The organism is Pseudomonas sp. NBB, from assembly GCF_032701105.1.
Lineage (GTDB): Bacteria > Pseudomonadota > Gammaproteobacteria > Pseudomonadales > Pseudomonadaceae > Aquipseudomonas > Aquipseudomonas asiatica.
In genome coordinates this window covers 460,509-486,259 of record NZ_CP103994.1, presented here as the reverse complement: position 1 = coordinate 486,259, position 25,751 = coordinate 460,509, and the positions used below count along the sequence as shown (strand labels likewise).

The 25,751-nt window shown below is 62.6% G+C and carries 21 protein-coding genes; 12 read left to right on the top strand and 9 right to left on the bottom strand.

What is annotated here, in order from left to right:
- Positions 1–125 precede the first annotated feature (125 nt).
- From NY023_RS02090 to NY023_RS02065, 6 genes are all read right to left on the bottom strand, one after another.
- The gene (locus NY023_RS02090; protein ID WP_013970603.1) at positions 126–953 is read right to left on the bottom strand and encodes an ABC transporter permease; all 828 of its coding nucleotides are present in this window, start codon (positions 951–953) and stop codon (positions 126–128) included.
- Between the two features lie 11 nt (positions 954–964).
- Positions 965–2,212, bottom strand: a complete 1,248-nt coding sequence (locus NY023_RS02085; protein WP_013970602.1) for an ABC transporter permease — start codon at positions 2,210–2,212, stop codon at positions 965–967.
- 157 nt (positions 2,213–2,369) lie between these two features.
- Positions 2,370–3,404 carry an ABC transporter substrate-binding protein gene (locus tag NY023_RS02080; protein ID WP_013970601.1) on the bottom strand — a complete coding sequence of 345 codons (1,035 nt, stop codon included), beginning with the start codon at positions 3,402–3,404 and terminating at the stop codon, positions 2,370–2,372.
- A 40-nt stretch (positions 3,405–3,444) separates the two neighbouring features.
- Complete coding sequence (locus NY023_RS02075; protein ID WP_012270208.1) at positions 3,445–4,569, bottom strand: ABC transporter ATP-binding protein; 1,125 nt, start codon at positions 4,567–4,569, stop codon at positions 3,445–3,447.
- A gap of 296 nt (positions 4,570–4,865) precedes the next feature.
- Positions 4,866–5,498 carry a response regulator transcription factor gene (locus NY023_RS02070; protein WP_169774891.1) on the bottom strand — a complete coding sequence of 211 codons (633 nt, stop codon included), beginning with the start codon at positions 5,496–5,498 and terminating at the stop codon, positions 4,866–4,868.
- A gap of 7 nt (positions 5,499–5,505) precedes the next feature.
- A complete protein-coding gene (locus tag NY023_RS02065) occupies positions 5,506–7,893 on the bottom strand; it encodes a PAS domain S-box protein (RefSeq protein WP_044046875.1) in 2,388 nt (795 codons plus the stop codon).
- A gap of 94 nt (positions 7,894–7,987) precedes the next feature.
- Between NY023_RS02065 and NY023_RS02060 the strand changes: the two genes are divergently transcribed.
- Positions 7,988–8,986: an alpha/beta hydrolase family protein gene (locus NY023_RS02060; protein ID WP_044046874.1), complete on the top strand. Its 999-nt coding sequence runs from the start codon at positions 7,988–7,990 to the stop codon at positions 8,984–8,986.
- Between the two features lie 139 nt (positions 8,987–9,125).
- Here NY023_RS02060 and NY023_RS02055 read toward each other — a convergent pair whose 3' ends face one another.
- From NY023_RS02055 to NY023_RS02045, 3 genes are read right to left on the bottom strand one after another with little or no spacing between them, the layout of a single operon-like run.
- A complete protein-coding gene (locus NY023_RS02055) occupies positions 9,126–9,893 on the bottom strand; it encodes a TerB family tellurite resistance protein (RefSeq protein ID WP_013970597.1) in 768 nt (255 codons plus the stop codon).
- A 1-nt stretch (position 9,894) separates the two neighbouring features.
- On the bottom strand, positions 9,895–10,566 hold the full coding sequence (gene murU, locus NY023_RS02050; protein ID WP_013970596.1) for an N-acetylmuramate alpha-1-phosphate uridylyltransferase MurU: 672 nt from the start codon (positions 10,564–10,566) through the stop codon (positions 9,895–9,897).
- Positions 10,563–11,582, bottom strand: a complete 1,020-nt coding sequence (locus tag NY023_RS02045) for an aminoglycoside phosphotransferase family protein (protein WP_013970595.1) — start codon at positions 11,580–11,582, stop codon at positions 10,563–10,565. The genes murU and NY023_RS02045 overlap by 4 nt, the downstream gene beginning before the upstream one ends.
- Positions 11,583–11,712: 130 nt before the next feature.
- Here NY023_RS02045 and NY023_RS02040 point away from each other — a divergent pair, with 130 nt between their 5' ends.
- The 11 genes from NY023_RS02040 to NY023_RS01990 all read left to right on the top strand — a co-directional run bounded on the left by NY023_RS02040 (position 11,713) and on the right by NY023_RS01990 (position 25,730).
- A complete protein-coding gene (locus NY023_RS02040) occupies positions 11,713–14,517 on the top strand; it encodes an LPS-assembly protein LptD (protein ID WP_013970594.1) in 2,805 nt (934 codons plus the stop codon).
- Positions 14,498–15,817: a peptidylprolyl isomerase gene (locus NY023_RS02035; protein ID WP_013970593.1), complete on the top strand. Its 1,320-nt coding sequence runs from the start codon at positions 14,498–14,500 to the stop codon at positions 15,815–15,817. Before NY023_RS02040 ends, NY023_RS02035 begins: the two co-directional genes overlap by 20 nt.
- A complete protein-coding gene (gene pdxA, locus NY023_RS02030) occupies positions 15,814–16,803 on the top strand; it encodes a 4-hydroxythreonine-4-phosphate dehydrogenase PdxA (RefSeq protein ID WP_013970592.1) in 990 nt (329 codons plus the stop codon). Before NY023_RS02035 ends, pdxA begins: the two co-directional genes overlap by 4 nt.
- Positions 16,800–17,600: a 16S rRNA (adenine(1518)-N(6)/adenine(1519)-N(6))-dimethyltransferase RsmA gene (rsmA, locus tag NY023_RS02025; protein WP_013970591.1), complete on the top strand. Its 801-nt coding sequence runs from the start codon at positions 16,800–16,802 to the stop codon at positions 17,598–17,600. The genes pdxA and rsmA overlap by 4 nt, the downstream gene beginning before the upstream one ends.
- Before the next feature lie 205 nt (positions 17,601–17,805).
- Positions 17,806–18,186 (top strand): Co2+/Mg2+ efflux protein ApaG, encoded by a 381-nt coding sequence (gene apaG, locus NY023_RS02020; RefSeq protein ID WP_013970590.1) that lies wholly within the window; start codon positions 17,806–17,808, stop codon positions 18,184–18,186.
- A complete protein-coding gene (locus tag NY023_RS02015) occupies positions 18,186–19,052 on the top strand; it encodes a symmetrical bis(5'-nucleosyl)-tetraphosphatase (protein ID WP_013970589.1) in 867 nt (288 codons plus the stop codon). The genes apaG and NY023_RS02015 overlap by 1 nt, the downstream gene beginning before the upstream one ends.
- A gap of 14 nt (positions 19,053–19,066) precedes the next feature.
- Positions 19,067–19,396 carry a thiosulfate sulfurtransferase GlpE gene (glpE, locus tag NY023_RS02010; protein ID WP_013970588.1) on the top strand — a complete coding sequence of 110 codons (330 nt, stop codon included), beginning with the start codon at positions 19,067–19,069 and terminating at the stop codon, positions 19,394–19,396.
- 283 nt (positions 19,397–19,679) lie between these two features.
- Positions 19,680–21,602 (top strand): PrkA family serine protein kinase, encoded by a 1,923-nt coding sequence (locus tag NY023_RS02005; RefSeq protein ID WP_013970587.1) that lies wholly within the window; start codon positions 19,680–19,682, stop codon positions 21,600–21,602.
- 129 nt (positions 21,603–21,731) lie between these two features.
- A complete protein-coding gene (locus NY023_RS02000; RefSeq protein ID WP_013970586.1) occupies positions 21,732–23,003 on the top strand; it encodes a YeaH/YhbH family protein in 1,272 nt (423 codons plus the stop codon).
- On the top strand, positions 23,000–24,568 hold the full coding sequence (locus NY023_RS01995) for a SpoVR family protein (protein WP_013970585.1): 1,569 nt from the start codon (positions 23,000–23,002) through the stop codon (positions 24,566–24,568). The genes NY023_RS02000 and NY023_RS01995 overlap by 4 nt, the downstream gene beginning before the upstream one ends.
- A 55-nt stretch (positions 24,569–24,623) precedes the next feature.
- Positions 24,624–25,730: a multifunctional CCA addition/repair protein gene (locus NY023_RS01990; RefSeq protein WP_013970584.1), complete on the top strand. Its 1,107-nt coding sequence runs from the start codon at positions 24,624–24,626 to the stop codon at positions 25,728–25,730.
- Positions 25,731–25,751 lie beyond the last annotated feature (21 nt).

Here is a 25,751-nt window from a genome sequence, read left to right as displayed (position 1 = left end):
ATCAACCTGTACCGACCTCTTCGCGGCTAAAGCCGCTCCCACAGGGACCGCGCAGGCATCGAAAGCTGCACAAATCCTGTGGGACCGGCTTTAGCCGCGAAGAGGCCAGCACAGGCAACATACCTTCAACCAGGCTGCTGGGTCCTCAGCTTCTCGCTACGCCCACGCAACCACTCCAGGGTCAGCAGCAACACTACCGAGAAGGCAATCAGCAAGGTCGCCGCCGCGGCAATGGTCGGGCTCAGGTTCTCGCGAATACCACTGAACATCTGCCGCGGCAGGGTCGCCTGCTCCGGCCCGGCCAGGAACAGGGTCACCACTACTTCGTCAAACGACGTGGCAAAGGCGAACAATGCCCCCGAAATCACCCCGGGCGCGATCAGCGGCAGGGTCACCCGGCGGAAAGTCAGCAGCGGCGAGGCGCCCAGGCTGGCTGCCGCGCGCACCAGGTTGTAGTTGAAGCCCTGCAAGGTCGCCGACACGGTAATGATCACGAACGGCACGCCGAGTACCGCATGCACCAGAATCAGCGAGGTGAAACTGTTGCCCATGCCCAACGGGGCAAAGAACAGGTAGCTGGCCACACCGATGATCACCACCGGCACCACCATCGGCGAAATCACCAGCGCCATCACCAGCGACTTGCCCGGGAAGTCGCCACGGGTCAGGCCGATGGCCGCCAGGGTGCCGAACACCATGGCCAGCACTGTGGCTGCCGGGGCGACGATGATGCTGTTCTTCAAGGCCCGCATCCACTCGGCCGAGCCGAAGAAGTCCTGGTACCACTGCAGCGAGAAGCCCTGCAGCGGGTACACCAGGAAACTACCACTGTTGAACGACAGCGGCACTATCACCAAGACCGGCAGAATGAGGAACAGCAGGATCAAGCCGCAAAGAATGCGCAGGCTGTAGAACCACACCCGCTCCACGGGCGACATGTAAGGGCTCAGCATGACAAGGCTCCTCAGCTCAGGCGCAGGCGGCTGGCGCCGACCAGCCAGCTATAGATCAGGTACAACAGCACGGTCGCCAGCAGCAACAGCCCGCCAAGTGCGGTGGCCATGCCCCAGTTGATGCTGGTGTTGGTGTAGAAGGCCACGAAGTAGCTGACCATCTGGTCATTCGGGCTGCCCAGCAGTGCCGGGGTGATGTAGTAGCCGATGGCCAGAATGAACACCAGCAGGCAACCAGCGCCAACCCCGGCGTAGGTCTGCGGGAAGTAGACCCGCCAGAAACTGGCGAACGGGTGGCAGCCCAGCGAGATCGCCGCACGCATGTAGCTCGGCGAAATGCCCTTCATCACGCTGTACAGCGGCAGGATCATGAACGGCAACAGGATGTGCACCATCGAGATGTACACGCCGGTGCGGTTGAACACCAGTTCCAGCGGCTGGTCGATGATGCCCATGGCCATCAGCGCGCTGTTGATCAGGCCGCCCGACTGCAGCAGCACGATCCACGCCGCCACCCGCACCAGGATCGAGGTCCAGAACGGCAGCAGCACCAGAATCATCAGCAGGTTGCTCTGCCGGGTCGGCAGGTTAGCCAGCAGGTACGCCAGCGGGTAGGCCAGCACCAGGCAGATTGCGGTAATCACCACACCCATCCACAGGGTGCGGGCGAAGATGTCCAGGTAAATGGCCTGGTCCGGGGTGGCCTTGGCCAGTTCGCCAAGGTCATCGATACGGTGGTCGAGCGAAGCCAGCAGGTAGAAAGAGGTGACCGTACTGGTGTTGCGGCGGATTGCCTGCCAGTAGGCCGGGTCGCCCCAACGCTCGTCGAGAGCCTGCAAGGCATCTTTATACGATGCGGGTTCGCTCTTGAACGGCAGGGCCCGCGCGGTCTTTGCCAACAGGCTGCGGTAACCGGCAAGCTCCATGTTCAGGCGCTTGGAAAGGTCGCCCAAGGTCTGGTTCTTGCGCGATTCGGCCAAATCCTGGCTCAACGCCTTGTAAACGTCCTCGCCTGGCAGGCTCTTGCCATCCCACTGGGTGATGACGCCAACGGTGCGCGGCAAGCCGCCAACCACTTCCGGGTTGCCGACGCTCTTGTACAGCAGCGCCGCAATAGGCACCAGGAACACCAGCAGGAGAAACAGCGCCAGCGGCGCGATCAACGCCTGCGCCTTCCAGCGGTTGACCCGCTCGGCATGCTTGAGGCGCTGCTTGAGACTTGGACCTGCGCCTTCTTTGAGGGGCACTGCAATGGCCATGGCGAACTCCGCGATACGAACTGAAAATGGGGCTGCTGCGCAGCCCATCGCAGGCAAGCCAGCTCCTACAGATACTGCGCTGGCTCCAGGGCAGCGGCCCCCTGTGGGAGCTGGCTTGCCGGCGATGGGCCGCAAAGCGGCCCCCTACACTGGTCGTTTACTTCTTCGCCGCCCAGGCGTTGAAGCGCTGCTCCAGCTGCTCGCTGTTGTCGGCCCAGAAGGCCACATCGATCTGCACCTGGTTGGCGATGTTTTCAGGCGTGGTCGGCATGTCCTTCTTCACATCGTCCGACAACAGGCTCACGGCCTTGGAATTGGCCGGGCCATAGGCGATGTTCTCGGAGTAGGTCTTCTGCTGCTCGGGCTGCACGCTGAAGGCGATGAATTTCTTCGCTTCCTCAACATCCTTGGCACCTTTCGGGATGGCCCAGGCATCGAAGTCGTAGATGCCGCCGTTCCACACCACCTTCAGGTTGCTCTCTTTCTGCACCGCAGCGATGCGGCCGTTGTAGGCAGAGCTCATGACCACGTCACCCGAGGCCAGGTACTGCGGCGGCTGGGCGCCGGCTTCCCACCACTGGATGCTTGGCTTGAGTTCGTCAAGTTTCTTGAAGGCGCGGTCCACACCCTCTTTGGTGCCCAGCACCTGGTACACGTCCTTCGGCGCCACACCGTCGGCCATCAGGGCGAATTCCAGGGTGTACTTGGCACCCTTGCGCAGGCCGCGCTTGCCCGGGAATTTCTTGGTATCCCAGAAATCGGCCCAGCTGGTCGGTGCGGTCTTCAGCTTGTCGGCGTTGTAGGCCAGCACCGTGGACCATACGAAGAAGCCCACGCCGCATGGCTGGATGGCACCCGGCACGTAGTCGGCCTCATTACCGAACAGGGCCGGGTCGAGTTCTTCGAACATGCCCTCGTCACAGCCGCGGGCCAGTTCTGGCGACTCAACTTCCACCAGGTTCCAGGACACGCTCTTGGTGTCGACCATGGCTTTGACCTTGGCCATCTCGCCGTTGTACTCGCCTGCGACGATCTTGCCCTTGCCGGCCTTCTCCCACGGTTCGTAGAACGCCTTCACCTGGGCCGCCTTGTTGGCACCACCAAACGAGACAACAGTCAGGTCTGCTGCCATGGCCTGGCCAGCGGCGAACAGCCCCAGGGCCAGGGCGGTCAGTTTCAACTGCTTGCGCATTATTATTCTCTCCACAGTACAGGGTTGGTGAAGCAATCCATCAATGGGCTTCGGCAATCGGATCGAGCGCGCGGGCGTGCTCCACCTCCCAGCCCAGCGGTACCACATCGCCCACGGCCAGGGCCGGGTCGAGCTCGGCAATCGGCTGTTTCACGAAGAAATCGCCCTTGCCGCAAACTTCCAGGCGCACCCGCACGTGGTCGCCCAGGTAAATGAATTCCGCCACCCGGCCCGAGAAACGGTTAACACAGCTTTCGCTGTGGCCATTCAGGCGCACGCGCTCCGGGCGGATCGACAGGGTCACCGGCTCGCCGGCCTGGCCGACATTCACCGCCAGCGCCTCGACCCGCTCGCCACGCGGCAACTGCACCTGGCAGCGCTTGCCATCACTGGCCAGCAAGGTGCCGTTGATGCGGTTGTTCTCGCCGATGAAGTTGGCGACGAAGGTGTTGCAGGGTTCTTCGTACAGCGTGCGCGGGTCGGCGATCTGCTGGATTTCGCCCTGATGGAACACGGCCACCCGGTCGGACATGGTCAGCGCTTCGCCCTGGTCGTGGGTCACATACACCACGGTCACGCCCAGGCGCTGGTGGATATGCTTGATCTCCATCTGCATGTGCTCGCGCAGCTGCTTGTCCAGCGCGCCCAGCGGTTCGTCCATCAGCACCAGCTGCGGCTCGAACACCAGTGCGCGGGCCAGGGCCACACGCTGCTGCTGGCCGCCGGACAGCTGGCCGGGGTAACGCTTGGCGAAGGCATCGAGCTGGACCATGTTCAGCACCCGCTTGACCCGCTCGCTGATGTCGGTCTTGCTCAGGTTGCGCACGGTCAGCGGGAACGCCAGGTTCTCGGCTACGGTCATGTGCGGGAACAGCGCGTAGTTCTGGAACACCATGCCGATGTCGCGCTTGTGCGGCGGCACGTTGTTGATCGAACGCCCGGCCAGCTGGATTTCACCGGCGGTGGGGGTTTCGAAGCCGGCCAGCATCATCAGGCTGGTGGTCTTGCCCGAGCCGGACGGGCCAAGCAGGGTGAGGAACTCGCCCTTGCGAATATCCAGATTGAGGTCTTTGACGATCAGCGACTCGCCGTCGTAGCTCTTCTGCACACCACGGAAGCTGACCAGCGTTTCGCTGGTTGCAGCGTTCGACTTCGCCTCGCTCATGCCTGCACCTTCTTGTTGGATGACTGCGTAGGCATAGACTAGACAAGCGGCAAGCGCCGGAAAATCGGGGGTGCTGAGAGAATGCCATCATCCGGATGGAAGATTTGTTGTAGGGATTCCCCTACAAAGATGGCGGGTTTGGAATATTTCTCTCAGCCCTCCGGCACGCCCCTGTGGGAGCGGGTTCACCCGCGAAGAGGCCAGCCCAGGCACCGCAGATGGCAGGTCAGGCCCTTTCGCGGGTAAACCCGCTCCCACAGGGATTCGCTACAGGACGCAGGAAGCGCATGTCGCAATCAGACCAGCTTGTGCTCCATGGCGTACTTCACCAGCTCAGCCAGCGAATTCACTTTCAGCTTCTGCATCAGGCGCGCCTTGTGGGTGCTGATGGTCTTGCTCGACAGCGCCAGTTGCTGGGCGATGTCGTTGACGTTGGCGCCCTGGGCCAGGCGTTCGAACACCGAAAACTCTCGCTCCGACAGCAGGGTGTGCAACGGCCGCGACTCGGTCAGGCCCACCTCGAAGACCATACGGTCGGCCAGCGCAGGGTCGATATAGCGCCCGCCAGCGGCAACCCGGCGAATCGCGGTCAGCAACAACGCTGGGTCGCTGTCCTTGGTGGCATAGCCCGCCGCTCCGGCCTTCAGCGCCCGCGCCGCCATCTGCGCTTCATCGTGCATCGACAGCATCAGGATCGCCGGGGCGTCCTGCAACGCGCGGATTCGCGGAATCGCCTCCAGGCCATTCACGCCCGGCATCGAGATATCCAGCAGTACCACCTCGCACGGGGTATGGCGCAAGGTTTCCAGCAACTGCTCGCCGTTACCGGCCTCCCCCGCCACCTGCATGTCCTTGGCCAGGCCAATCAACTGCTTGATGCCCTCACGGACAATGGTGTGGTCTTCGGCCACCAGCACTCGAATCACGATCGCTCTCCTACTCCAACGGTATGGCCACGCTCAGGCTGGTGCCTTCGCCCGGTTCACTGTCCAGCGCCATGCTGCCGCCCAGCATCAGCACCCGCTCACGCACCCCTACCAGGCCGAACGATGTGGGCCGAGGCTGGTCGCGGCAAAAGCCCTGGCCGTCATCGCTGACGGTCATGCGCAATTGCCCGTGCTCACGCACCAGTTCGATCTCCACGCTATGCGCCTGGGCATGGCGCATCACGTTGGTCAGCGCCTCCTGGAGGATACGGAACAGCCCGATGGCCTTGGCATCGCTCAATGCTGGCAGATTATCCGGTACTTGCACCAGGCAGGGGATCTGCGTGCGTGCTTCAAAACGCCGCGCCTGCCATTCGATGGCCGAGGCGATGCCGGCATCGAGAATCGGCGGGCGCAAGGCGGTGGCCACATCGCGCACCAGCTGGAACAGTTGGGCGATCAGGCGTTTCATGCTGGTCAGGCGCTCGTTCAGGCCCGGGTCCAGCTCGGCGAAGGCCAGCTCGCACATCGACACCTCGAGCTTGAGCACGGTCAGCATCTGCCCCAGCTCATCGTGCACTTCCCGGGCGATGCGGGCCTTTTCTTCCTCACGCACGCTCTCCAGGTGGGCCGACAGTTCACGCAGCTGCTCCTGGGATTTCGCCAGCGCCAACTCGGCCCGCTTGCCCTGGGTGATGTCCCACACCACACCATCCCACACCACCTGGCCGTTGCCCAGGCGCCGGGTGCTGGCCTTGATGTCGGCCCAGCGCTGTTCACCCTGGCGGGTGAGGATGCGCCCCTGCCAGGACCAGTCCTGGTCGCTGGCCAGGGCCAGGTCCTGCACTCGGTGGTAATCGGCGCGGTCCTCGGGATGTACCAGGTTGCGCAGGCCCATCTGCGGGTGCTGGATCTCGCTAGGCGAATAGCCCACCAAGGCCTCGCTGCCCTCGCTGATGTAGGGGAATTCCAGGTCGCCCTCGGCCGGGTCGCGCTCCAGGCGGAACACCAACCCCGGCACGTTGCCGGCAATGCCCTTGAGCCGCGCCTCGCTTTCGCGCAGGGCCGCAAGGGCGCGGTGGCGCTCGGTAGCATCGGCGAGGTAAACCACAAGGTACTCGGAGTCACGAAAGCGCAGAAAACTCAGCGACAGCTCGACCGGCAGCAGGCTGTGGTCAGCCCGGCGACACTGCGTCTCGAACTGGCCGACACCGCCCGCCCCGGTGCGTGCGCCCTTCCACAGCTCCAGCCAGCGGTCCATGGTCAGGCTGGGTTCAAAGTCGCTCAGCGGCCGCTCCAGCAGCGCGCCTTCGCCGTAGCCCAGCATGCGCTCGGCGGCATGGTTGGCGTAGCGTACGTGGCTGTCCCAGTTGACCCAGAGGATGCCCACCGTGCTCTGGTCGATGGCAAACTGACTCAGGCGCAACGCTTCTTCGCGCAGTTGCCGCTCCACAAGACTTTCGCGCGTGGCCAACAGGCTGCGCTCCAGCTGGCGCTGTTGCCGACGCTGCCACACCAGGGTGGCCAGCGCGCACAACAGCAGCAAGCCGAACAGCAGTGCCAGGTTCTTCCAGAATCCTGTCGACTCGCTCAAGCGTGGGTACTTTGGCTGCAGCCAACGCTGGTGCAGTTGCTCCAGTTCCTTGGCCGGCAGCGCCTGCAGGCCACGCTCCAGCACATCAGCCAGCAGCGGCCAGTCGCGCCGCGAACCGATGCGCAACAGTTGCGGCAGGCCGATATCGCCGACCACAGCCAGCTCGCCGAACTCGCTTTCGCGCGACAGGCGGCTGAGCTGAGCTTCATCCAGCACGGCGAAACTGGCCTGGCCGCCCACCACCAATTGCAGGGCCTCGCGCTCGTTGGGCACCCCTTGCAGGTTGAGGTTGCTGTAGTTACCGCGCAGGTAGTCCGCCAGTTGGCTGGGCATGCGCACCGCCACCCGCTGCTCGGCTCCGAGCGTTTCCAGCTCCACGGCCATCGTCCCGGTGCGCGGCCCCACCACCAGTTGCGGCACGCGCATGTAAGGGTCGCTGAACAGCCACAAACGCAAGCTGGCAGGGGTCTGGGTAAGCCCCGGGGCAAAGTCGATTTCGCCGGCCTGCAGGGCATGCTCGAGGCTGGCCTGGTCGGCGAAGTTGCGCCAGGTAAGGTCCAGCCGCAGCGCCTGCGCCAGGCTGCTCACCAGTTCCACGTTGGCACCGTACAGTTGCTGCAAGCGCCGGTCGAACTGAGCGTAGGGCGCCTGCAACACCAGGCCGACACGCAGGCTCCGATGTGTATCCAGCCATTGCTGCTGGGCAGGTTCCAGGGCAACCGTGGGCACCGCCTCCGGTCTGGCCAATGCAATCAAGGGCAGCCACAAGCAGCCGATAACCAACAGGCGACGCACTCGCTTCATCTACACGCTCGTCTTGGCAAAGCGGCCATGCAGCATGGCCGTCACGGGCAAATACCATTAGGCTGCCGGTATCATTCTGGCCCCGGGTTGACTCATGTCCACACTTTATCGCACGACGCTGGCAATGTGCTGCCTGGCCTCGATCCTTCCACTCGGCGCCCTGGCCGCCGATGCCGAAAAACCATCCACCACCACCGAGGCACCCGTTGCCCAAGCTCCTCGCCCACCGCTGCTGGAACGCAGCCAGGAGGATGCCCAGGCACTTGAACGGCTGGTGCCCAAGGCCGAACAGCAGACCCTTCAGGCCGGTGCCGACAGCTTCCTGGCCTTGTGGAAACCGGCCAACGACAGCGATCCACAAGGCGCGGTCATCATCGTCCCGGGGGCTGGCGAAACGGCTGACTGGCCGAATGCGGTCGGCCCGCTGCGGCAGAAGTTCCCCGATATCGGCTGGCACAGCCTGAGCATCAGCCTGCCCGACCTGCTCGCCGACAGCCCGCAGGCGCGGGTCGAGGCCAAGCCGGCTGCCGAGCCGCAGCCAGACAAGGGCGAAAGCGCCCCGGCCAAGGACGTACCAGCCGATGCCAATGCCAACGTCGCCCAGGCTACCGCAGCCGATGCCGACACCGCAGAGAGCACTGACGCCAAACAGGCCAGCGAACAAACCGACCCAGCCGATGCCGAGCGCATTTTCGCCCGCCTGGATGCTGCGGTGGCCTTTGCCCAGCAGCACAACGCCCGCAGCATCGTGCTGATCGGCCATGGCAGCGGCGCATATTGGGCGGCCCGCTACCTGAGCGAGAAACAGCCACCGCAGGTGCAGAAACTGGTGATGGTTGCCGCGCAGACACCGGCGCGGGTGGAGCATGACCTGGAAAGCCTGGCGCCAACCTTGAAAGTGCCGACTGCCGACATCTACTACGCCACCCGCAGCAGTGACCGCAATGCAGCCGCACAGCGCCTGCAGGCCAGCAAGCGGCAGAAGGACAGCCAGTACCGACAGTTGTCGCTAATTGCGATGCCAGGGAACAAGGCGGCCGAGCAGGAGCAACTGTTCCGCCGGGTGCGGGGGTGGATGAGCCCACAGGATTGATCCAGGAATGCTGGGGCCGCTTTGCGGCCCTTTCGCGACACAAGGCCGCTCCCACAGGTGCCGCGCAAAACCCGAGGGCTGCGCAGTACTTGTGGGAGCGGCCTTGTGTCGCGAAAGGGGTGCGAAGCGCCCCCGCTTTTTAAAGGCCCCGCCGCTTGCGGATCATGGCATAAGCCTGATGCAACTCCCGGGTCCGTTCAGTCGCTTCACGCACCTGCGACTCACTGGCACCAGTACCCGCCAGCTTGTCCGGGTGATGCCGACTGACCAGTCGACGATACGCCTGCTTGACCTTGTCGCCATCGGTATCCGCCTCGACCGCCAGCAAGCGCAACGCCGCCGCATAGGTCATGGCGACCCCTTCCGGCCCCGCCGCCTTGCGTGGCTCGTACTCCAGCGACATGGCCTGCACCTGCCGCCGGCTCAGGCCCAGTTTCTGCCCCCAGTCCAGCAGCAGTTCACGCTCCTTGTTGCCCATCTTGCCGTCGGCCCAGACCATGCGCCAACAGGCACGCAGGGTACCTTCGGCCGCATGCGGCTGCTGGCGAATGCGCCGCAGGTGCCCACCCAGCCGGTCCTTGCCCGCCTTGCCGCGGTTGAACGCAGCAATCGCACGCAGCCGAGCCGCTTCGGCCAGGTCCAGGCGCACCATCTCCTGGCGTGCCTGCTGAATATGCTGCTCGCCCACCCGGCCATCGCACTTGGCCAGGCGCCCGAGCATCACGAACAGCAATTCGTCGTCCTGCAACGCCGGGCGCCCGCCCAGGCGCTCGCGCATGTCCTCCCAGCCTTGCAAACGCAGGCGACGGTCCATGGCCTGTCCGAGCAACGCCCCGAGCAAGGCCCCGGGGATGCTGGCAACGGCAAAGCCGGCACCGACACCAATCACCGTGCTTGGCCACCACATGTCAGGCACGCTCGCCGATCAGGCGCTCGGCCTCGGCCAAGCGTTCGAGCGTACCGACATCAACCCAGTGCCCATGGTAGTGCTCGCCACTGACCTGGCCCGCAGCCATGGCCTGACGCAGCAACGGCGCCAGCTTGAAGGCGCCAGGCTGGCAGCCTTCGAACAGCGCCGGGTGCAGCACCGACAGGCCACTGAAGGTCAGCGTGCCGGGCGCATCGTCACCATCGACCACCCGCTCGCCCACCAGGCGGAAGTCGCCGCGGCCGTGATGGCCTGGGTTGTCGACCAGCACCAGGTGAGCCAGGCCTTGCAGGGGAGCCTGCAGGCGCGCGAAGTCGTAGTCGGTCCAGACATCGCCGTTCACCAACAGGAACGGCGCGTCACCCAGCAATGGCAGGGCCTTGAAGATGCCACCGCCGGTTTCCAGCGGCTCTCCTTCGGGCGAATAGTGGATGCTCAGGCCGAAACGGCTGCCGTCACCCAGATGGTCCTCGATCTGCTGGCCGAGCCAGGCATGGTTGATCACCACCTCGGTGACGCCCGCCGCAGCCAGGGCCCGCAGGTGGTACTCGATCAATGGCTGACCGGCGACCGGGACCAGCGGTTTGGGGGTGTGCAGGGTAAGCGGGCGCATGCGCTCGCCCTTGCCCGCTGCCAGGATCATTGCCTTCATGCACGCGCTCCGGCCCGCAACTCGGCAATCAGCTCACTCAGCTCCGCCAATTCGGGCCGGCGGCTGATCACTTCTTCTATATAGGCGAAGAAGCGCGGTACGTCGCCCAGGTAACGGGGTTTGCCGTCACGGTGGCAGATACGGGCGAAAATACCGATCACCTTCAGGTGGCGCTGTACACCCATCAGGTCGCTGGCACGCTGGAACGCCTCGAAATCGGCCTGCACCGGGATGCCGGCAGCCTGCGCCTTCTGCCAGTAGTCGCGCAGCCAGCCTTCGACCCGTGCCTGCGGCCAGCTGAGGAACGCGTCCTTGAACAGGCAGGTGATGTCGTAGGTGACCGGGCCATACACGGCATCCTGGAAGTCCAGCACGCCGGGGTTGGGCGTGCTCTGCATGAGGTTGCGCGGCATGTAGTCGCGGTGCACCAGCACCTTGGGCTGGGCCAATGCGCTGTCGATCAGCAGCTGGCTGATTCGTTGCCAAGTGGCTTTCTGGGCATCGCTGAAGGCCAGCCCAAGCTCACGACCCACGTACCACTCCGGGAACAACTCGACTTCACGGCGCAACAGCGCATCGTCGTAGCTGGGCAACGGCGCGTCCATCGGCAGGCGCTGGAACGCCAGCAGCGCGTCGATGGCATCGGCGAACAGGCCGTCGGCGTTGTCCGCATCAATGATATCAAGGTATGTCTGGTGGCCCAGGTCACCCAGCAGCAGGAAGCCACGTTCCAGGTCCTGGGCATGGATCAGCGGCACGTGCACGTCGGCGCTGGCCAGCAGGTGATCGATGGCGACGAACGGTCGGCAGTTTTCCTGCGGAGGTGGTGCATCCATGATCACGAAGCTGTGGCCGGCACCCTGCCAGCGGAAATAACGGCGGAAGCTGGCGTCGCTGCTGGCCGCGGTCAAGCTGCCTGCAGGCACGTCGCCCCAGGCATTTTTCCGGAAAAGATCATTGAGCTGCTCATCGAGCCAGACCGTCAGTTGTTGCAGGCGTACATCGTGTTCAGGCATTACAAGGGTCTCCGACGGCCCTAGCCGTCAAGCGGGTCATGCTTTATTATCCAGCATCTTTTTCAGACCATCGAGAGGCGTGCGGCCCCACACGCGGGCAGATGGCACGCAGGAAGCCCGGACTAATAAGATGGCATTGAAATCCCCCGCGTTTCGTAGAAAGTTTCCGTTGCTGGTAACCGGCGGTCTGCTGGCCCTGCAACCTCTGGCCACGTCTTACGTGGTGGCAGCCGAACAGTTCGACTGCCAAGTGTCCGCCTCCGGTGGTTGGGACTGCAAGCCCAAGACCCCAGCCAACAACCTGCCGCCGCGCCCGGTGCACGAGGGTGCTGCCGTCAGCACCGGCACCGAAGCCGCGAGCGAAGGCGAAACCGCGGATCGGCCGATGCTGGTCACCGAGGCCAAGGGCCGTGGCCTGAAGTCGCGTAGCGAAGACTACAGCCACCTGGACTGGGTTCCGCGTGAAAAGCTCACTGCCGCACAGCTGGCCGAAACCGGCCCGTACTGCGGTGGCGCCTACATCGAGCCAACCCGCCCTGGCATGGCCGACACCACGCCGAAGGACGAGTCGCCGACCTACATCAACGCCAAGGTATCCAAGTACCAGCAAGAGCAGCAGATCGCTACCCTCGCCGGTGACGTGGTGATGCGCCAGGGCAGCATGCAGGCCGAGGCCGACGAGGCCAACCTCTACCAGACCGAAAACCGTGGCGAGCTCAAGGGCAACGTCAAGATCCGTGACAACGGTTCGCTGGTGGTCGGTGACGAGGCACAGATCCAGCTCGACACGGGCGAAGCCCAGGTCGACAACGCCGAATACGTGATGCACAAGTCGCACATCCGCGGCAGTGCCCTGTACGCCAAGCGTGGCGAGAACGCCATCATTCGTCTCAAGGACGGTACGTACACCACCTGCGAACCGGGCAGCAACGCCTGGCAGTTGAAGGGCAACAACATCACCCTGAACCCGGCCACCGGTTTCGGTACCGCGACCAACGTTACGCTGCGGGTCAAGGATTTCCCGGTGTTCTACACACCGTACATCTACTTCCCGATCGACGACCGTCGCCAGTCCGGCTTCCTGCCGCCATCGTTCAGCAGCACCAGCGATACCGGTTTCATGCTGGTCACGCCGTACTACTTCAACCTGGCGCCGAACTACGATGCCACGTTGTACCCGCGCTACATGACCAAGCGCGGCCTGCTGATGGAAGGCGAGTTCCGCTACCTGACGCCTTCCAGCGAAGGCCAGTTCGGTGGCGCGTACCTCAACGACAAGAACGACGACCGCAAAGACCAGACTGACTACAAAGAGCAGCGCTGGATGGTCAACTGGCAGCACAAGGGCGGGCTGGACGAGCGCCTGATGACCGAGGTGGACTACACCGACATCAGCGACCCGTTCTATTTCCAGGACCTGGAGTCTGATCAGATCGGTGTTGAAAGCAAGGACATCCTGGATCAACAGGGTGCACTGACCTGGCGCGGCGACAGCTACACCGCGCGACTGAACGTGCACGCCTACGAAATGGCGACTATCTCGCAGATCACGCCGTACGATCGCCTACCGCAGATTACATTCAATGGCAAGCTGCCGTTTGAGCCGGCCGGGCTGAACCTTGCGTATGAGACTGAGGCAGTTCGGTTCGATCGCGACTTGAAGACAGGTCCGGTCTATAACGAAGATGGAATATTGGACACTACAGCTGGCCCCGACGGCCAGCGCCTTGATGAAAATATCGCAGGCATCGCCCGCGCTAACGGCACACGCCTGAATTTCGCCCCATCGATCAGCCTGCCAATGGAAGCCAGTTATGGCTACCTGACACCAAAACTGAAATACGCCTATACACACTACGATCTTGATCTGGACAGCGAAGGCAAAGCCGGCGCGATCACCCTTAAAAATCAGGACCCGGTGGCATACGGTACTTACAGCGGTACGGTGAACCGTGATGTACCAATTTTGAGCGTAGACAGCGGACTGTACTTCGACCGCAATACGTCATTGTTCGGTACCAACTATAAGCAGACCCTCGAACCGCGCATGTTCTATCTCTACGTCCCGTACAAGGACCAGAGGGACATTCCGCTGTTCGACTCGGGTGAAACCCTGTTCAGCTACGACTCGCTGTTCCGCGATAACCGCTTCAGCGGCACTGATCGCATCGGTGACGAGAACAAACTGTCACTGGGCGTGACTACTCGCTGGATCGAGGAAAACGGCTTCGAACGCCAGAACTTCAGCATCGGCCAAGCGCTTTACTTCAAAGATCGCAAGGTCCAGCTTCCGGGCATCAACTATCGTACCCGCGAATCGTCGAACTCCGATGTGTCGCCGTATGCCCTGCTGTACAACTACTACTTCAACCGTGACTGGCGTTTCAATTCGGACTTCAACTGGGACCCGGACAGCCGCAGCACCCGCTCGGGCAGCGCAATGTTCCACTACCAGCCTGAAGAAAACCCGAACAAGGTCGTCAACCTCGGTTATCGCTATCGCAATGACACAATCGCCTACGACTCGACAACGGGCAAATGGACAGAAGGCGGTAGCTATGGCAACCCGGGCGACCCGAACTACATCAAGGACTACTACAAGATCCAGCAGCATGACTTCTCGGTCATCTGGCCGATCGTTCCGCAGTGGAGCGTCATCGCTCGCTGGCAGCATGACTACAACCGCAACCGCACCCTGGAAGCCATGGGCGGTTTCGAGTACGACAACTGCTGCTGGAAGCTGCGTTTGATCAACCGTTACTGGATCGATTACGACGACTTCAGCCAAGCCCTTCCGACAAACGAAAAGGGCGACCACGGCATCTTCCTTCAGATCGTGCTGAAAGGCCTCGGTGGTGTAGTCGGCAACAAGGTCGAATCTTTCCTCGACCAAGGCATTCAAGGTTATCGTGAACGTGAAGACCAAGCTTATTGATCGACTGCGCCCGGCGTTGCTGGGCGTTGCATTGCTGAGTGGCGCGGTGCATGCCGCGGTGCAACCTCTTGATCGCGTGGTGGCCATCGTCGACAACGACGTGGTCATGCAAAGCCAGCTGGACCAGCGTGTCCGCGAGGTCCAGCAAACCATTGCCAAGCGCGGCGGCGGCATGCCGCCTGCCGGTGCGCTGGATCAGCAGGTGCTGGAACGCCTGATCGTCGAGAACCTGCAGTTGCAGATCGGCGAGCGCTCCGGCATCCGCATCACCGACGAAGAGCTGAACCAGGCCATGGGCACCATTGCCCAGCGCAATGGCATGTCGCTGGACCAGTTCCGCGCCGCCCTGGCTCGTGACGGCATGTCGTTCGACGACGCCCGTGAGCAGGTCAAGCGCGAGATGATCATCAGCCGCGTGCGCCAGCGCCGCGTGGCCGAGCGTATCCAGGTCTCCGAGCAGGAAGTGAAGAACTTCCTCAACTCCGACCTTGGCAAGATGCAGATGTCGGAAGAGTACCGCCTGGCCAACATCCTGATCCCGACCCCGGAAGCGGCCAACTCGGAAGCCATCCAGGCCGCCGCACGCCAGGTTGGCGATGTGTACCAGCAACTCAAGCAGGGCGCGGACTTCGGCCAGATGGCCATTGCCCGCTCCGCCAGCGAAAACGCCCTGGAAGGCGGCGAGATGGGCTGGCGTAAAGCCGGCCAGCTGCCACCAGACTTCGCCAAGATGCTCAGCAGCATGCCGGTTGGCGAAATTACCCAGCCTATCCGCATCCCCAGCGGCTTCATCATCCTCAAGCTCGAGGAGAAGCGCGGTGGCAGCGAGAACGTGCTACGTGACGAAGTGCACGTTCGCCACATCCTGATCAAGCCGAGCGAGATCCGCAGCGAGGCGGCCACCGAGCAACTGGCCGAGCGCCTGTACGATCGCATCAAGAGCGGCGAAGACTTCGGCGAGCTGGCGAAGAGCTTCTCGGAAGACCCGGGTTCGGCGCTCAACGGCGGCGACCTCAACTGGGTTGACCCGAACAGCCTGGTACCGGAATTCCGTGAACAGATGGCCAACGCCCAGCAAGGCGTCGTGACCAAACCGTTCAAGACCCAGTACGGCTGGCATGTCCTGGAAGTGCTGGGCCGTCGCGCCACCGACAGCACCGAGCAGGCTCGTGAGCAACAGGCCATGAACGTACTGCGCAACCGCAAGTACGACGAAGAACTGCAGACCTGGCTGCGCCAGATCCGCGACGAGGCCTACGTTGAAATCAAGCTGCCTGGCGCTGACCAGGCCGCCCAGTGAAGCCCCTGCGCTTCGCCGTCACCCCCGGCGAGCCGGCCGGCATAGGCCCTGACCTGTGCCTGCTGCTCGCCGCAGACGCCCAGCCCCACCCCCTGATCGCCATCACCAGCCGTGACCTGCTCGCCGAGCGGGCCACGCAGCTGGGGCTGGCCGTCAACCTGCTGCCGGTAGCGCCGGGCCTATGGCCCGAGCAGCCGGCGCCAGCGGGTAGCCTGTACGTCTGGGATACCCCCCTGGCGGCCCCGGTAGTGCCGGGCCAGCTCGACAAGGCCAATGCCGCGTTTGTGCTGGAAACCCTGACCCGTGCCGGGCAAGGCTGCCTGGACGGGCATTTCGCCGGGATGATCACCGCCCCTGTACACAAGGGCGTAATCAACGAAAGCGGTATCGCCTTCTCCGGGCATACCGAATTCCTTGCCGAGCTGACCCACACCGCGCAAGTGGTGATGATGCTGGCTACCCGTGGCCTGCGCGTGGCCCTGGTTACCACGCACCTTCCACTGCGCGACATTGCCGACGCCATAACTGCCGAGCGCGTCGAGCGTGTAACCCGTATCCTGCATGCCGACATGCGCGACAAGTTCGGCATTGCCAACCCGCGTATCCTGGTGTGCGGCCTCAACCCGCACGCGGGCGAGGGTGGCCATCTAGGCCGCGAAGAAATCGACATCATCGAGCCGACCCTGGCCCGCCTGCGCACCGAAGGCATGGACCTGCACGGGCCGCTGCCGGCCGATACCCTGTTTACCCCCAAATATCTGGAGCACTGCGATGCGGTGCTGGCGATGTACCACGACCAGGGCCTGCCCGTACTCAAGTACAAAGGCTTCGGCGCTGCGGTCAACGTGACCCTGGGCCTGCCGATAATCCGCACGTCGGTCGACCACGGCACGGCCCTCGACCTGGCCGGCACCGGCAAGGTCGACACCGGCAGCCTGCGCGTCGCGCTGGAAACCGCCTACCAGATGGCCGAGAACCGACCATGAACGAGCAATACCAACACCGGGCGCGCAAGCGCTTCGGCCAGAACTTCCTGCACGACGCCGGCATCATCGACCGCATCCTGCGTGCCATCAACGCCAAGGCCGGCGAACATCTGCTGGAAATCGGCCCAGGCCAGGGCGCCTTGACCGAAGGCCTGCTGGGCAGCGGGGCGCAACTGGACGTGGTGGAACTGGACAAGGACCTGGTGCCGATCCTGCAGCACAAGTTCGCCGACCGCAGCAATTTCCGCCTGCACCAGGGCGACGCCTTGAAGTTCGACTTCAACCAGCTAGGCGTGCCACCGCGCAGCCTCAAGGTAGTGGGCAACCTGCCCTACAACATTTCCACCCCACTGATCTTCCACCTGCTCAGCCATGCCGGGTTGATCCGCGACATGCACTTCATGCTGCAGAAGGAAGTGGTCGAGCGCATGGCCGCCGGCCCTGGCGGTGGTGACTGGGGGCGTCTGTCGATCATGGTGCAGTACCACTGCCGGGTCGAGCACCTGTTCAACGTTGGCCCTGGCGCATTCAACCCGCCGCCGAAAGTGGACTCGGCCATCGTCCGCCTGGTGCCGCACGAAGTGCTGCCGTACCCGGCCAAGGATGCAAAGCTGCTGGAGCAAGTGGTACGCGAAGCCTTCAACCAGCGTCGCAAGACCCTGCGCAACACCATGAAAGGCCTGCTCGATAGCGCGGCCATCGAAGCTGCCGGCGTGGATGGCAGCCTGCGCCCTGAACAGCTGGATCTGGCCGCCTTCGTGCGCCTGGCTGACCAGTTGGCCGATCAGCAAGCCTGATATCGCGTGTACCGTCCTCTTCGCGGGTAAACCCGCTCCCACAGGTACTGCAGCCCTCAAAATCTGCGTAGCACCTTGTAGGAGCGGGTTTACCCGCGAAAGGGCCGGGACAGACCACACAAATCCCCAAGCCCCTCACCGCTGGCCCTTCCCCCTCTCAATGGCCTAGACTGCATTATTGCGTCAGTTTGCCCAAGGCCCTTGCATGTCCGACCCTCGCTATAAAATCGACGTCAGCGTCGTGACCCGCTACCTCAAAGAACAATCCGACCCCGAAAACAGTCGTTTCGCTTTCGCCTACACCATCACCGTGCAGAACAATGGCTCGCTGAAGGCCAAGCTGCTGTCGCGCCACTGGCTGATCACCAACGGTGACGGCGAGGTCGAGGAAGTGCGTGGCGCCGGCGTGGTCGGCCAGCAGCCCAACATCGACCCGGGCCAGAGCCACACCTACAGCAGCGGCGCGGTCATCAGCACCCGCGTGGGCACCATGCAGGGCAGCTATCAGATGTTCGCCGAAGACGGCAAACGCTTCGATGCCGAGATCGCCCCCTTCCGCCTGGCGGTGCCCGGGGCACTGCACTGATGGCTACCTACGCCGTCGGTGACCTGCAGGGCTGCCTGCAGCCACTCAAATGCCTGCTCGGACGGGTCAACTTCAACCCCGCCGTCGACCACCTGTGGCTGGTCGGCGACCTGGTCAACCGCGGCCCCGAGTCACTGGAAACCCTGCGCTTCCTTTATTCGATCCGCCAGTCGCTGGTGTGCGTGCTGGGCAACCATGACCTGCACCTGCTGGCCGCCTGGCATAACGTCGAACGCCTGAAAAAAAGCGACACCCTGCGCGAGATCATCGAAGCGCCTGACGCCGACCAGCTGTTCGACTGGCTGCGCCAGCAAAAGCTGCTGCATTACGACGAACCCCGCGGCATTGCCCTGGTTCACGCCGGCATTCCACCGCAATGGACCTTGGGCAAAGCCCTGGAGTTGGCTGCCGAGGTCGAGGAAGTGCTGCGCGACGACGAGCGCCTGAAACTGTACCTTGACGGCATGTACGGCAACGAGCCGAACAAGTGGAGCAAAAGCCTCACCGGCATCGAACGCCTGCGGGTCATCACCAACTGCCTCACGCGCATGCGCTTCTGCACCGCCGAGGGCAAGCTCGACCTCAAGAGCAAGGAAGGCCTGGATACCGCCCCCAAAGGCTACAAGCCCTGGTACGCACACAAAGGCCGCCGCTCGCGCCACGTGAAGATTATTTTCGGCCACTGGGCCGCCCTTCAGGGGCAGGTCAACGAGCCCGGCATCATCGCCCTGGACACCGGTTGCGTGTGGGGCGGCGCCATGACCCTGTACAACGTCGACAGCGGCGAATATCACCGCTGTGACTGCAGCGACGACGGCAACTTACGCCTCCCCGCCCAAACGCCTACACTGAACGATCAATCCTGAAGGAAGCCGTACCCATGAGCGAATTCAAGCGCATCCCTCCCGAACAGGCCCTGGCCCTTCGCGCGCAAGGTGCGGTAGTCGTCGACATTCGCGACCCGCAGGCCTATGCCGCCGGCCACATCACTGGCGCCAAGCATCTGGATAACCATTCTGTCGCCGAGTTCATCCGCAATGCCGACCTCGACGCCCCAACCCTGGTGGTGTGCTACCACGGCAATTCCAGCCAGAGTGCTGCGGCCTATCTGGTGAACCAGGGTTTCTCGGACGTATACAGCGTCGACGGCGGCTTTGAGCTGTGGCGCGCCACCTACCCGGCCGAAACCGCCCAGGGCGCTGCCGAATAATTTTTTCATTTTTACTGCAGCCCGCGCCCCATGCGGGCTTGCGGCTTATCTGACGAACGGTCGTTCGCAACTTCTCCGCCCCTCGCCCTTGACCTTGCGGATAACCAACTATTCTTAAGCGCAGGCCATCCAGAAAAAGGGGAGAGCCGGTACACCGGCGTGCGGGTCATCGGTAGCGTTACAGGGTGTTCTGGGGGGTATACAGCAATCGGCAGCCCCGGTTGCATGCCAGCATCAGCTGACTGATCCGGCGTCGTCTCCACGTATCGAGCGAGGTGACGTCATGAGTATTTTTAGCCACTTCCAACAACGTTTCGAGTCTACGCGCCAGGAAGAACTCTCGCTGCAGGAGTACCTCGAGCTGTGCAAAGAGGATCGCAGTGCCTACGCATCGGCGGCCGAACGGCTGTTGCTGGCCATCGGTGAGCCGGAGCTGATCGACACCTCAACCAACTCCAGACTGTCGCGAATCTTCTCCAACAAGGTTATCCGCCGCTATCCGGCCTTTGCCGACTTCCATGGCATGGAAGAGTGCATCGACCAGATCGTGTCCTACTTCCGCCACGCCGCCCAAGGCCTGGAGGAAAAGAAACAGATCCTCTATCTGCTGGGCCCGGTGGGCGGCGGTAAGTCGTCGCTGGCCGAAAAACTCAAGCAGCTGATGGAAAAGGTACCGTTCTACGCCATCAAGGGCTCGCCGGTATTCGAGTCGCCATTGGGCCTGTTCAATGCTACCGAAGACGGGGCCATTCTCGAGGAAGAGTACGGCATCTCGCGGCGCTACCTGAACACCATCATGTCGCCTTGGGCCACCAAACGCCTGCAGGAGTTCGGCGGCGACATCAGCAAGTTCAAGGTGGTGAAGCTGTACCCGTCGATCCTCAACCAGATCGCCATCGCCAAGACCGAACCTGGCGACGAGAACAACCAGGACATCTCGGCCCTGGTCGGCAAGGTCGATATCCGCAAGCTCGAGGAATTCCCGCAGAACGACGCCGACGCATATGCCTATTCGGGCGCGCTCTGCCGGGCCAACCAGGGCCTGATGGAATTCGTCGAGATGTTCAAGGCCCCGATCAAGGTCCTGCACCCGTTGCTTACCGCCACCCAGGAAGGCAACTACAACAGTACCGAAGGCCTCGGCGCCATCCCCTACTCCGGGATTCTGCTGGCTCACTCCAACGAATCGGAGTGGCACACCTTCCGTAACAACAAGAACAACGAGGCGTTCATCGACCGGATCTACATCGTCAAAGTGCCGTACTGCCTGCGCGTCAGCGACGAAATCAAGATCTACGACAAGCTGCTGATCAACAGCTCGCTGGCCAAGGCGCACTGCGCGCCAGACACGCTGAAAATGCTCGCCCAGTTCACCGTGCTGTCGCGCCTGAAAGAGCCGGAAAACTCCAACATCTACTCGAAGATGCGGGTGTACGACGGGGAGAACCTCAAGGACACCGATCCGAAGGCCAAGTCGATCCAGGAGTACCGCGATGCGGCAGGCGTCGACGAAGGCATGAACGGCCTATCGACCCGCTTCGCATTCAAGATCCTGTCCAAGGTGTTCAACTTCGATCCGCATGAAGTGGCCGCCAACCCGGTGCACCTGCTTTATGTGCTGGAGCAGCAGATCGAGCAGGAACAATTCCCGGCCGAAGTGCGCGAACGCTACCTGCGCTACCTGAAGGAATACCTGGCCCCGCGCTACATCGAGTTCATCGGCAAGGAGATCCAGACCGCCTACCTGGAGTCCTACAGCGAATACGGCCAGAACATCTTCGACCGCTACGTTCTGTACGCAGACTTCTGGATCCAGGACCAGGAATACCGCGACCCGGAAACCGGCGAAATCCTCAACCGTATCGCCCTCAACGAAGAACTGGAGAAGATCGAGAAGCCGGCCGGCATCAGCAACCCGAAAGATTTCCGCAACGAAATCGTCAACTTCGTGCTGCGCGCCCGCGCCAACAACAACGGCAAGAATCCGAGCTGGCTGAGCTACGAAAAGCTGAGGGTGGTGATCGAGAAGAAAATGTTCTCCAACACCGAAGACCTGCTGCCGGTCATCAGCTTCAACGCCAAGGCAAGCAAGGAGGACCAACAGAAACACAACGACTTCGTCACGCGTATGGTGGAGCGTGGCTACACCGACAAACAGGTTCGTCTGCTGTCGGAATGGTACCTGCGGGTCAGGAAATCGCAATAAAGCGACAAGCTACCCACCGCGCGCCAGGGCTGCCATGCCAGCCCTGGGCGGCGGCAGCTGCTTTGCTGCCTTTATGTGCAGCAGCTCGTAGCTTGAAGCGTGCAGCTGTTCCCAGCTACCGGAGGGACCATGAGCTACGTTATAGATCGACGCCTGAACGGCAAGAACAAGAGCACGGTGAACCGCCAGCGCTTCCTGCGGCGGTACCGCGAACACATCAAGAAAGCCGTCGAAGAGGCGGTGAGCCGCCGTTCCATCATGGACATGGAACATGGCGAGCAGATCAGCATTCCGGGGCGCGACATCGACGAACCGGTGCTGCACCATGGTCGCGGGGGCAAGCAGACCATCGTGCATCCAGGCAACAAGGAATTCACTGCCGGTGAACACATCCCAAGGCCACAAGGCGGCGGCGGTGGCAGCGGCCGCGGCAAGGCCGGCAACTCCGGCGAGGGCATGGACGACTTCGTCTTCCAGATCACCCAGGAAGAATTCCTCGAGTTCATGTTCGAGGACCTCGAGCTACCCAACCTGGTCAAACGTCACCTGACCGGGGCCGACACTTTCAAGACCGTGCGCGCCGGTATCGCCAACGAAGGCAACCCGTCACGCATCAACATCGTGCGCACCCTGCGTTCGGCCCATGCCCGGCGTATCGCCCTGACCGGCAGCAGCCGCGCATTACTGCGCGAAGCGCAAAAGGAACTCGCCCGCCTGAAGGTCGAGGAACCGGACAACTTCACCGATATCCAGGAAGTCGAGCACGAGATCGAACGCCTGAAGGCACGCATCAACCGCCTGCCCTTCCTCGACACCTTCGACCTCAAGTACAACCTGCTGGTCAAGCAGCCCAACCCCAGCTCCAAGGCTGTGATGTTCTGCCTGATGGACGTGTCCGGCTCGATGACCCAGGCCACCAAAGACATCGCCAAGCGTTTCTTCATCCTGCTGTACCTGTTCCTCAAGCGTAACTACGACCGCATCGAAGTGGTGTTCATCCGCCACCACACCAGCGCACGTGAAGTCGACGAGGAAGAATTCTTCTATTCGCGGGAAACTGGCGGCACCATCGTTTCCAGCGCGCTGAAGCTGATGCAGGAGGTCATGGCCGAACGCTACCCGGCCAGCGACTGGAACATCTACGCCGCCCAGGCCTCCGACGGCGACAACTGGAACGACGACTCGCCGATCTGCCGTGACATCCTGGCCAAGCAGATCATGCCGCATGTGCAGTACTACACTTACGTTGAAATCACCCCGCGTGAACACCAGGCGCTGTGGTACGAATACGAGCGCATCGGCGAAGCCTTCCCCGACACGTTCGCCCAGCAGCAGTTGGTATCGGCCGGCGATATCTACCCGGTCTTCCGTGAACTCTTCCAGCGCAGGTTAGCCACATGACCGCCAGAGCACAGAGACGCCAACCTATTTCCACCGGGTCCGAGTGGACGTTCGAACTGATCCAGACCTACGACCGGGAAATCAGCCGCCTGGCCGAGCGTTACGCCCTGGACACCTACCCCAACCAGATCGAGGTCATTACCGCCGAACAGATGATGGACGCCTACGCCTCGGTCGGCATGCCGCTGGGTTATCACCACTGGTCCTACGGCAAGCAGTTCCTCAGCACGGAGAAGTCCTACAGCCGTGGCCAGATGGGCCTGGCCTACGAGATCGTGATCAACTCCGACCCGTGCATCGCCTACCTGATGGAAGAAAACACCATGTGTATGCAGGCACTGGTGATTGCCCATGCCTGCTACGGCCATAACAGTTTCTTCAAGGGCAACTACCTGTTCCGCACCTGGACCGACGCCAGCTCGATCATCGACTACCTGGTGTTCGCCAAGCAGTACATCGCCCAGTGTGAAGAGCGCCATGGCATCGATGCCGTGGAAGACCTGATCGACTCTTGCCACGCCCTGATGAACTACGGCGTCGACCGCTACAAGCGGCCTTATCCGATTTCCGCCGAAGAGGAGCGGCGGCGGCAGAAGGAACGCGAGGAGCATCTGCAGCGGCAGATCAATGACCTTTGGCGGACCATTCCGAAGAGCGCCGACAAGGGTAACGAGCGCGATGATGCGCGCTTCCCCGCCGAACCGCAGGAAAACATCCTGTATTTCATCGAGAAGAACGCCCCGCTGCTGGAGCCCTGGCAACGTGAAGTGGTGCGCATCGTGCGCAAGATCGCCCAGTATTTCTACCCGCAGCGCCAGACCCAGGTGATGAACGAAGGCTGGGCGACATTCTGGCACTACACGCTGATGAACGACCTGTACGACGAGGGGCTGATCACCGAAGGCTTCATGATGGAGTTCCTGCAGTCGCACACCAGCGTGGTATTCCAGCCCGGCTTCGACAGCCCCTACTACAACGGCATCAACCCCTACGCACTGGGCTTTGCGATGTATACCGACATCCGCCGCATGTGCGAAAACCCGACCGAAGAAGATCGGCGCTGGTTCCCCGACATTGCCGGCAGCGACTGGCTTTCTACAATCAAGTTCGCCATGAGCAGCTTCAAGGACGAGAGCTTCATCCTGCAGTACCTGTCGCCGAAGGTCATTCGCGATCTGAAGCTGTTCAGCATCCTCGATGACGACCAGCGCGACGACCTGTATGTACCTGCCATCCACGACGAGGCCGGCTACCGGACCATTCGCGAACTATTGGCGGCGCAGTACAACCTGGGCAACCGCGAACCGAACGTGCAGATCTGGAGCGTTGACCGCCGCGGCGACCGCTCGCTGACCTTGCGTCACCAGCAACACAACCGCAAACCGCTGGGCGATTCTACCGATGAAGTGCTCAAGCACCTGCACCGCCTGTGGGGCTTCGACATCCACCTGGAGACCGTCCAGGGCGAGCAGGTGATGAAAACCCACCACATGCCACCACGCGGCGAGCACGGCGAAAGCGCCGACTATGGCCGCATGGATCTGGCTGTCATTCACCACCTCTAGTGCAACTTCAAGGCTGCCGACGGGTTATCCTGTCGGCAGTTATGGAGAGCTGCACATGCACATCTACAAAGTCGGCGGCGCCGTGCGCGACCGCCTGCTCGGCCGCCCTGTCAGCGATATCGACTGGCTGGTGGTCGGCGCCACGGTCGAGGAAATGCACGCCAAGGGCTTTCGACCGGTTGGCGCTGATTTCCCGGTGTTCCTGCACCCGAAAACCGGCGAGGAATACGCCCTGGCGCGCACCGAGCGCAAGAGCGGGCGTGGCTACGGCGGCTTCACTTTCCACGCCAGCCCCGATGTGACCCTGGAAGAAGACCTGATCCGTCGTGACCTGACCATCAATGCAATGGCCGAGGACGAGACGGGTACGGTGTACGACCCCTATCACGGCCAGAGCGATCTCGATCAGCGCCTTTTACGGCATGTTTCCCCGGCATTCGCCGAAGATCCTTTGCGCGTGCTGCGTGTTGCGCGCTTTGCTGCCCGTTATGCGCCGCTGGGTTTCCGGGTTGCCGATGAGACGCTTGAGCTGATGCGTCAGATCAGTGCCTCTGGCGAATTGCAGGCGCTGACCGCCGAGCGCAGCTGGAAGGAAATCGAGCGGGCGCTGATGGAGGCGCAGCCGCAGGTGTTCTTCCAGGTGCTGCATGCTTGTGGGGCCCTGCAGGAGCTGCTGCCAGAGCTTGGTGACGCCCCCCAGGCCCTGGCGGCGCTGGAACAGGCGGCAATGCATGAAAAGCCCCTGCATGTACGCTGGGCCTGCCTGCTGCAGTCGCTGACACCGGCCGCGATCAAAGCCATCAACCAGCGCCTGAAGGCGCCGCGGGAGTGCCAGGAGCTGGCGCTGCTGACGGGTGAGTGCCTGAAGCTGGGCAACCAGGCGCAGGAGCTGCCTGCCACGACACTGCTGGAGCTGTTGCAGAAGTTCGATGTGTACCGGCGGCCACAGCGGTTCGAAGACTTCCTGATCGCTTGCGAGATGACAGCGCTGGGCGAGGGCAAAGCGGGTCATCCACAGGCCGACTACCTGCGAGAGGCAGCGGCGGCGGCGCGGGCAGTGGATGTCAAGCCGTTGGTGCAGGCAGGGCTGACTGGCCAGGCCTTGGGTGAAGCGCTCAAAAGTGAGCGGCTGAAAGCCCTCGAAGCTTACAAGCTCGGTTGAACATACCGGCCCCTTCGCGGC

Bases quoted from the DNA above. Each gene is read 5' to 3' on its own strand.
- NY023_RS02090 (WP_013970603.1), bottom strand. From the start codon at position 953: ATGCTGAGCCCTTACATGTCGCCCGTGGAGCGGGTGTGGTTCTACAGC.
- NY023_RS02085 (WP_013970602.1), bottom strand. From the start codon at position 2,212: ATGGCCATTGCAGTGCCCCTCAAAGAAGGCGCAGGTCCAAGTCTCAAG.
- NY023_RS02080 (WP_013970601.1), bottom strand. From the start codon at position 3,404: ATGCGCAAGCAGTTGAAACTGACCGCCCTGGCCCTGGGGCTGTTCGCC.
- NY023_RS02075 (WP_012270208.1), bottom strand. From the start codon at position 4,569: ATGAGCGAGGCGAAGTCGAACGCTGCAACCAGCGAAACGCTGGTCAGC.
- NY023_RS02065 (WP_044046875.1), bottom strand. From the start codon at position 7,893: ATGAAGCGAGTGCGTCGCCTGTTGGTTATCGGCTGCTTGTGGCTGCCC.
- NY023_RS02060 (WP_044046874.1), top strand. From the start codon at position 7,988: ATGTCCACACTTTATCGCACGACGCTGGCAATGTGCTGCCTGGCCTCG.
- NY023_RS02055 (WP_013970597.1), bottom strand. From the start codon at position 9,893: ATGTGGTGGCCAAGCACGGTGATTGGTGTCGGTGCCGGCTTTGCCGTT.
- murU (WP_013970596.1), bottom strand. From the start codon at position 10,566: ATGAAGGCAATGATCCTGGCAGCGGGCAAGGGCGAGCGCATGCGCCCG.
- NY023_RS02045 (WP_013970595.1), bottom strand. From the start codon at position 11,582: ATGCCTGAACACGATGTACGCCTGCAACAACTGACGGTCTGGCTCGAT.
- NY023_RS02040 (WP_013970594.1), top strand. From the start codon at position 11,713: ATGGCATTGAAATCCCCCGCGTTTCGTAGAAAGTTTCCGTTGCTGGTA.
- rsmA (WP_013970591.1), top strand. From the start codon at position 16,800: ATGAACGAGCAATACCAACACCGGGCGCGCAAGCGCTTCGGCCAGAAC.
- apaG (WP_013970590.1), top strand. From the start codon at position 17,806: ATGTCCGACCCTCGCTATAAAATCGACGTCAGCGTCGTGACCCGCTAC.
- NY023_RS02015 (WP_013970589.1), top strand. From the start codon at position 18,186: ATGGCTACCTACGCCGTCGGTGACCTGCAGGGCTGCCTGCAGCCACTC.
- glpE (WP_013970588.1), top strand. From the start codon at position 19,067: ATGAGCGAATTCAAGCGCATCCCTCCCGAACAGGCCCTGGCCCTTCGC.
- NY023_RS02005 (WP_013970587.1), top strand. From the start codon at position 19,680: ATGAGTATTTTTAGCCACTTCCAACAACGTTTCGAGTCTACGCGCCAG.
- NY023_RS02000 (WP_013970586.1), top strand. From the start codon at position 21,732: ATGAGCTACGTTATAGATCGACGCCTGAACGGCAAGAACAAGAGCACG.
- NY023_RS01995 (WP_013970585.1), top strand. From the start codon at position 23,000: ATGACCGCCAGAGCACAGAGACGCCAACCTATTTCCACCGGGTCCGAG.
- NY023_RS01990 (WP_013970584.1), top strand. From the start codon at position 24,624: ATGCACATCTACAAAGTCGGCGGCGCCGTGCGCGACCGCCTGCTCGGC.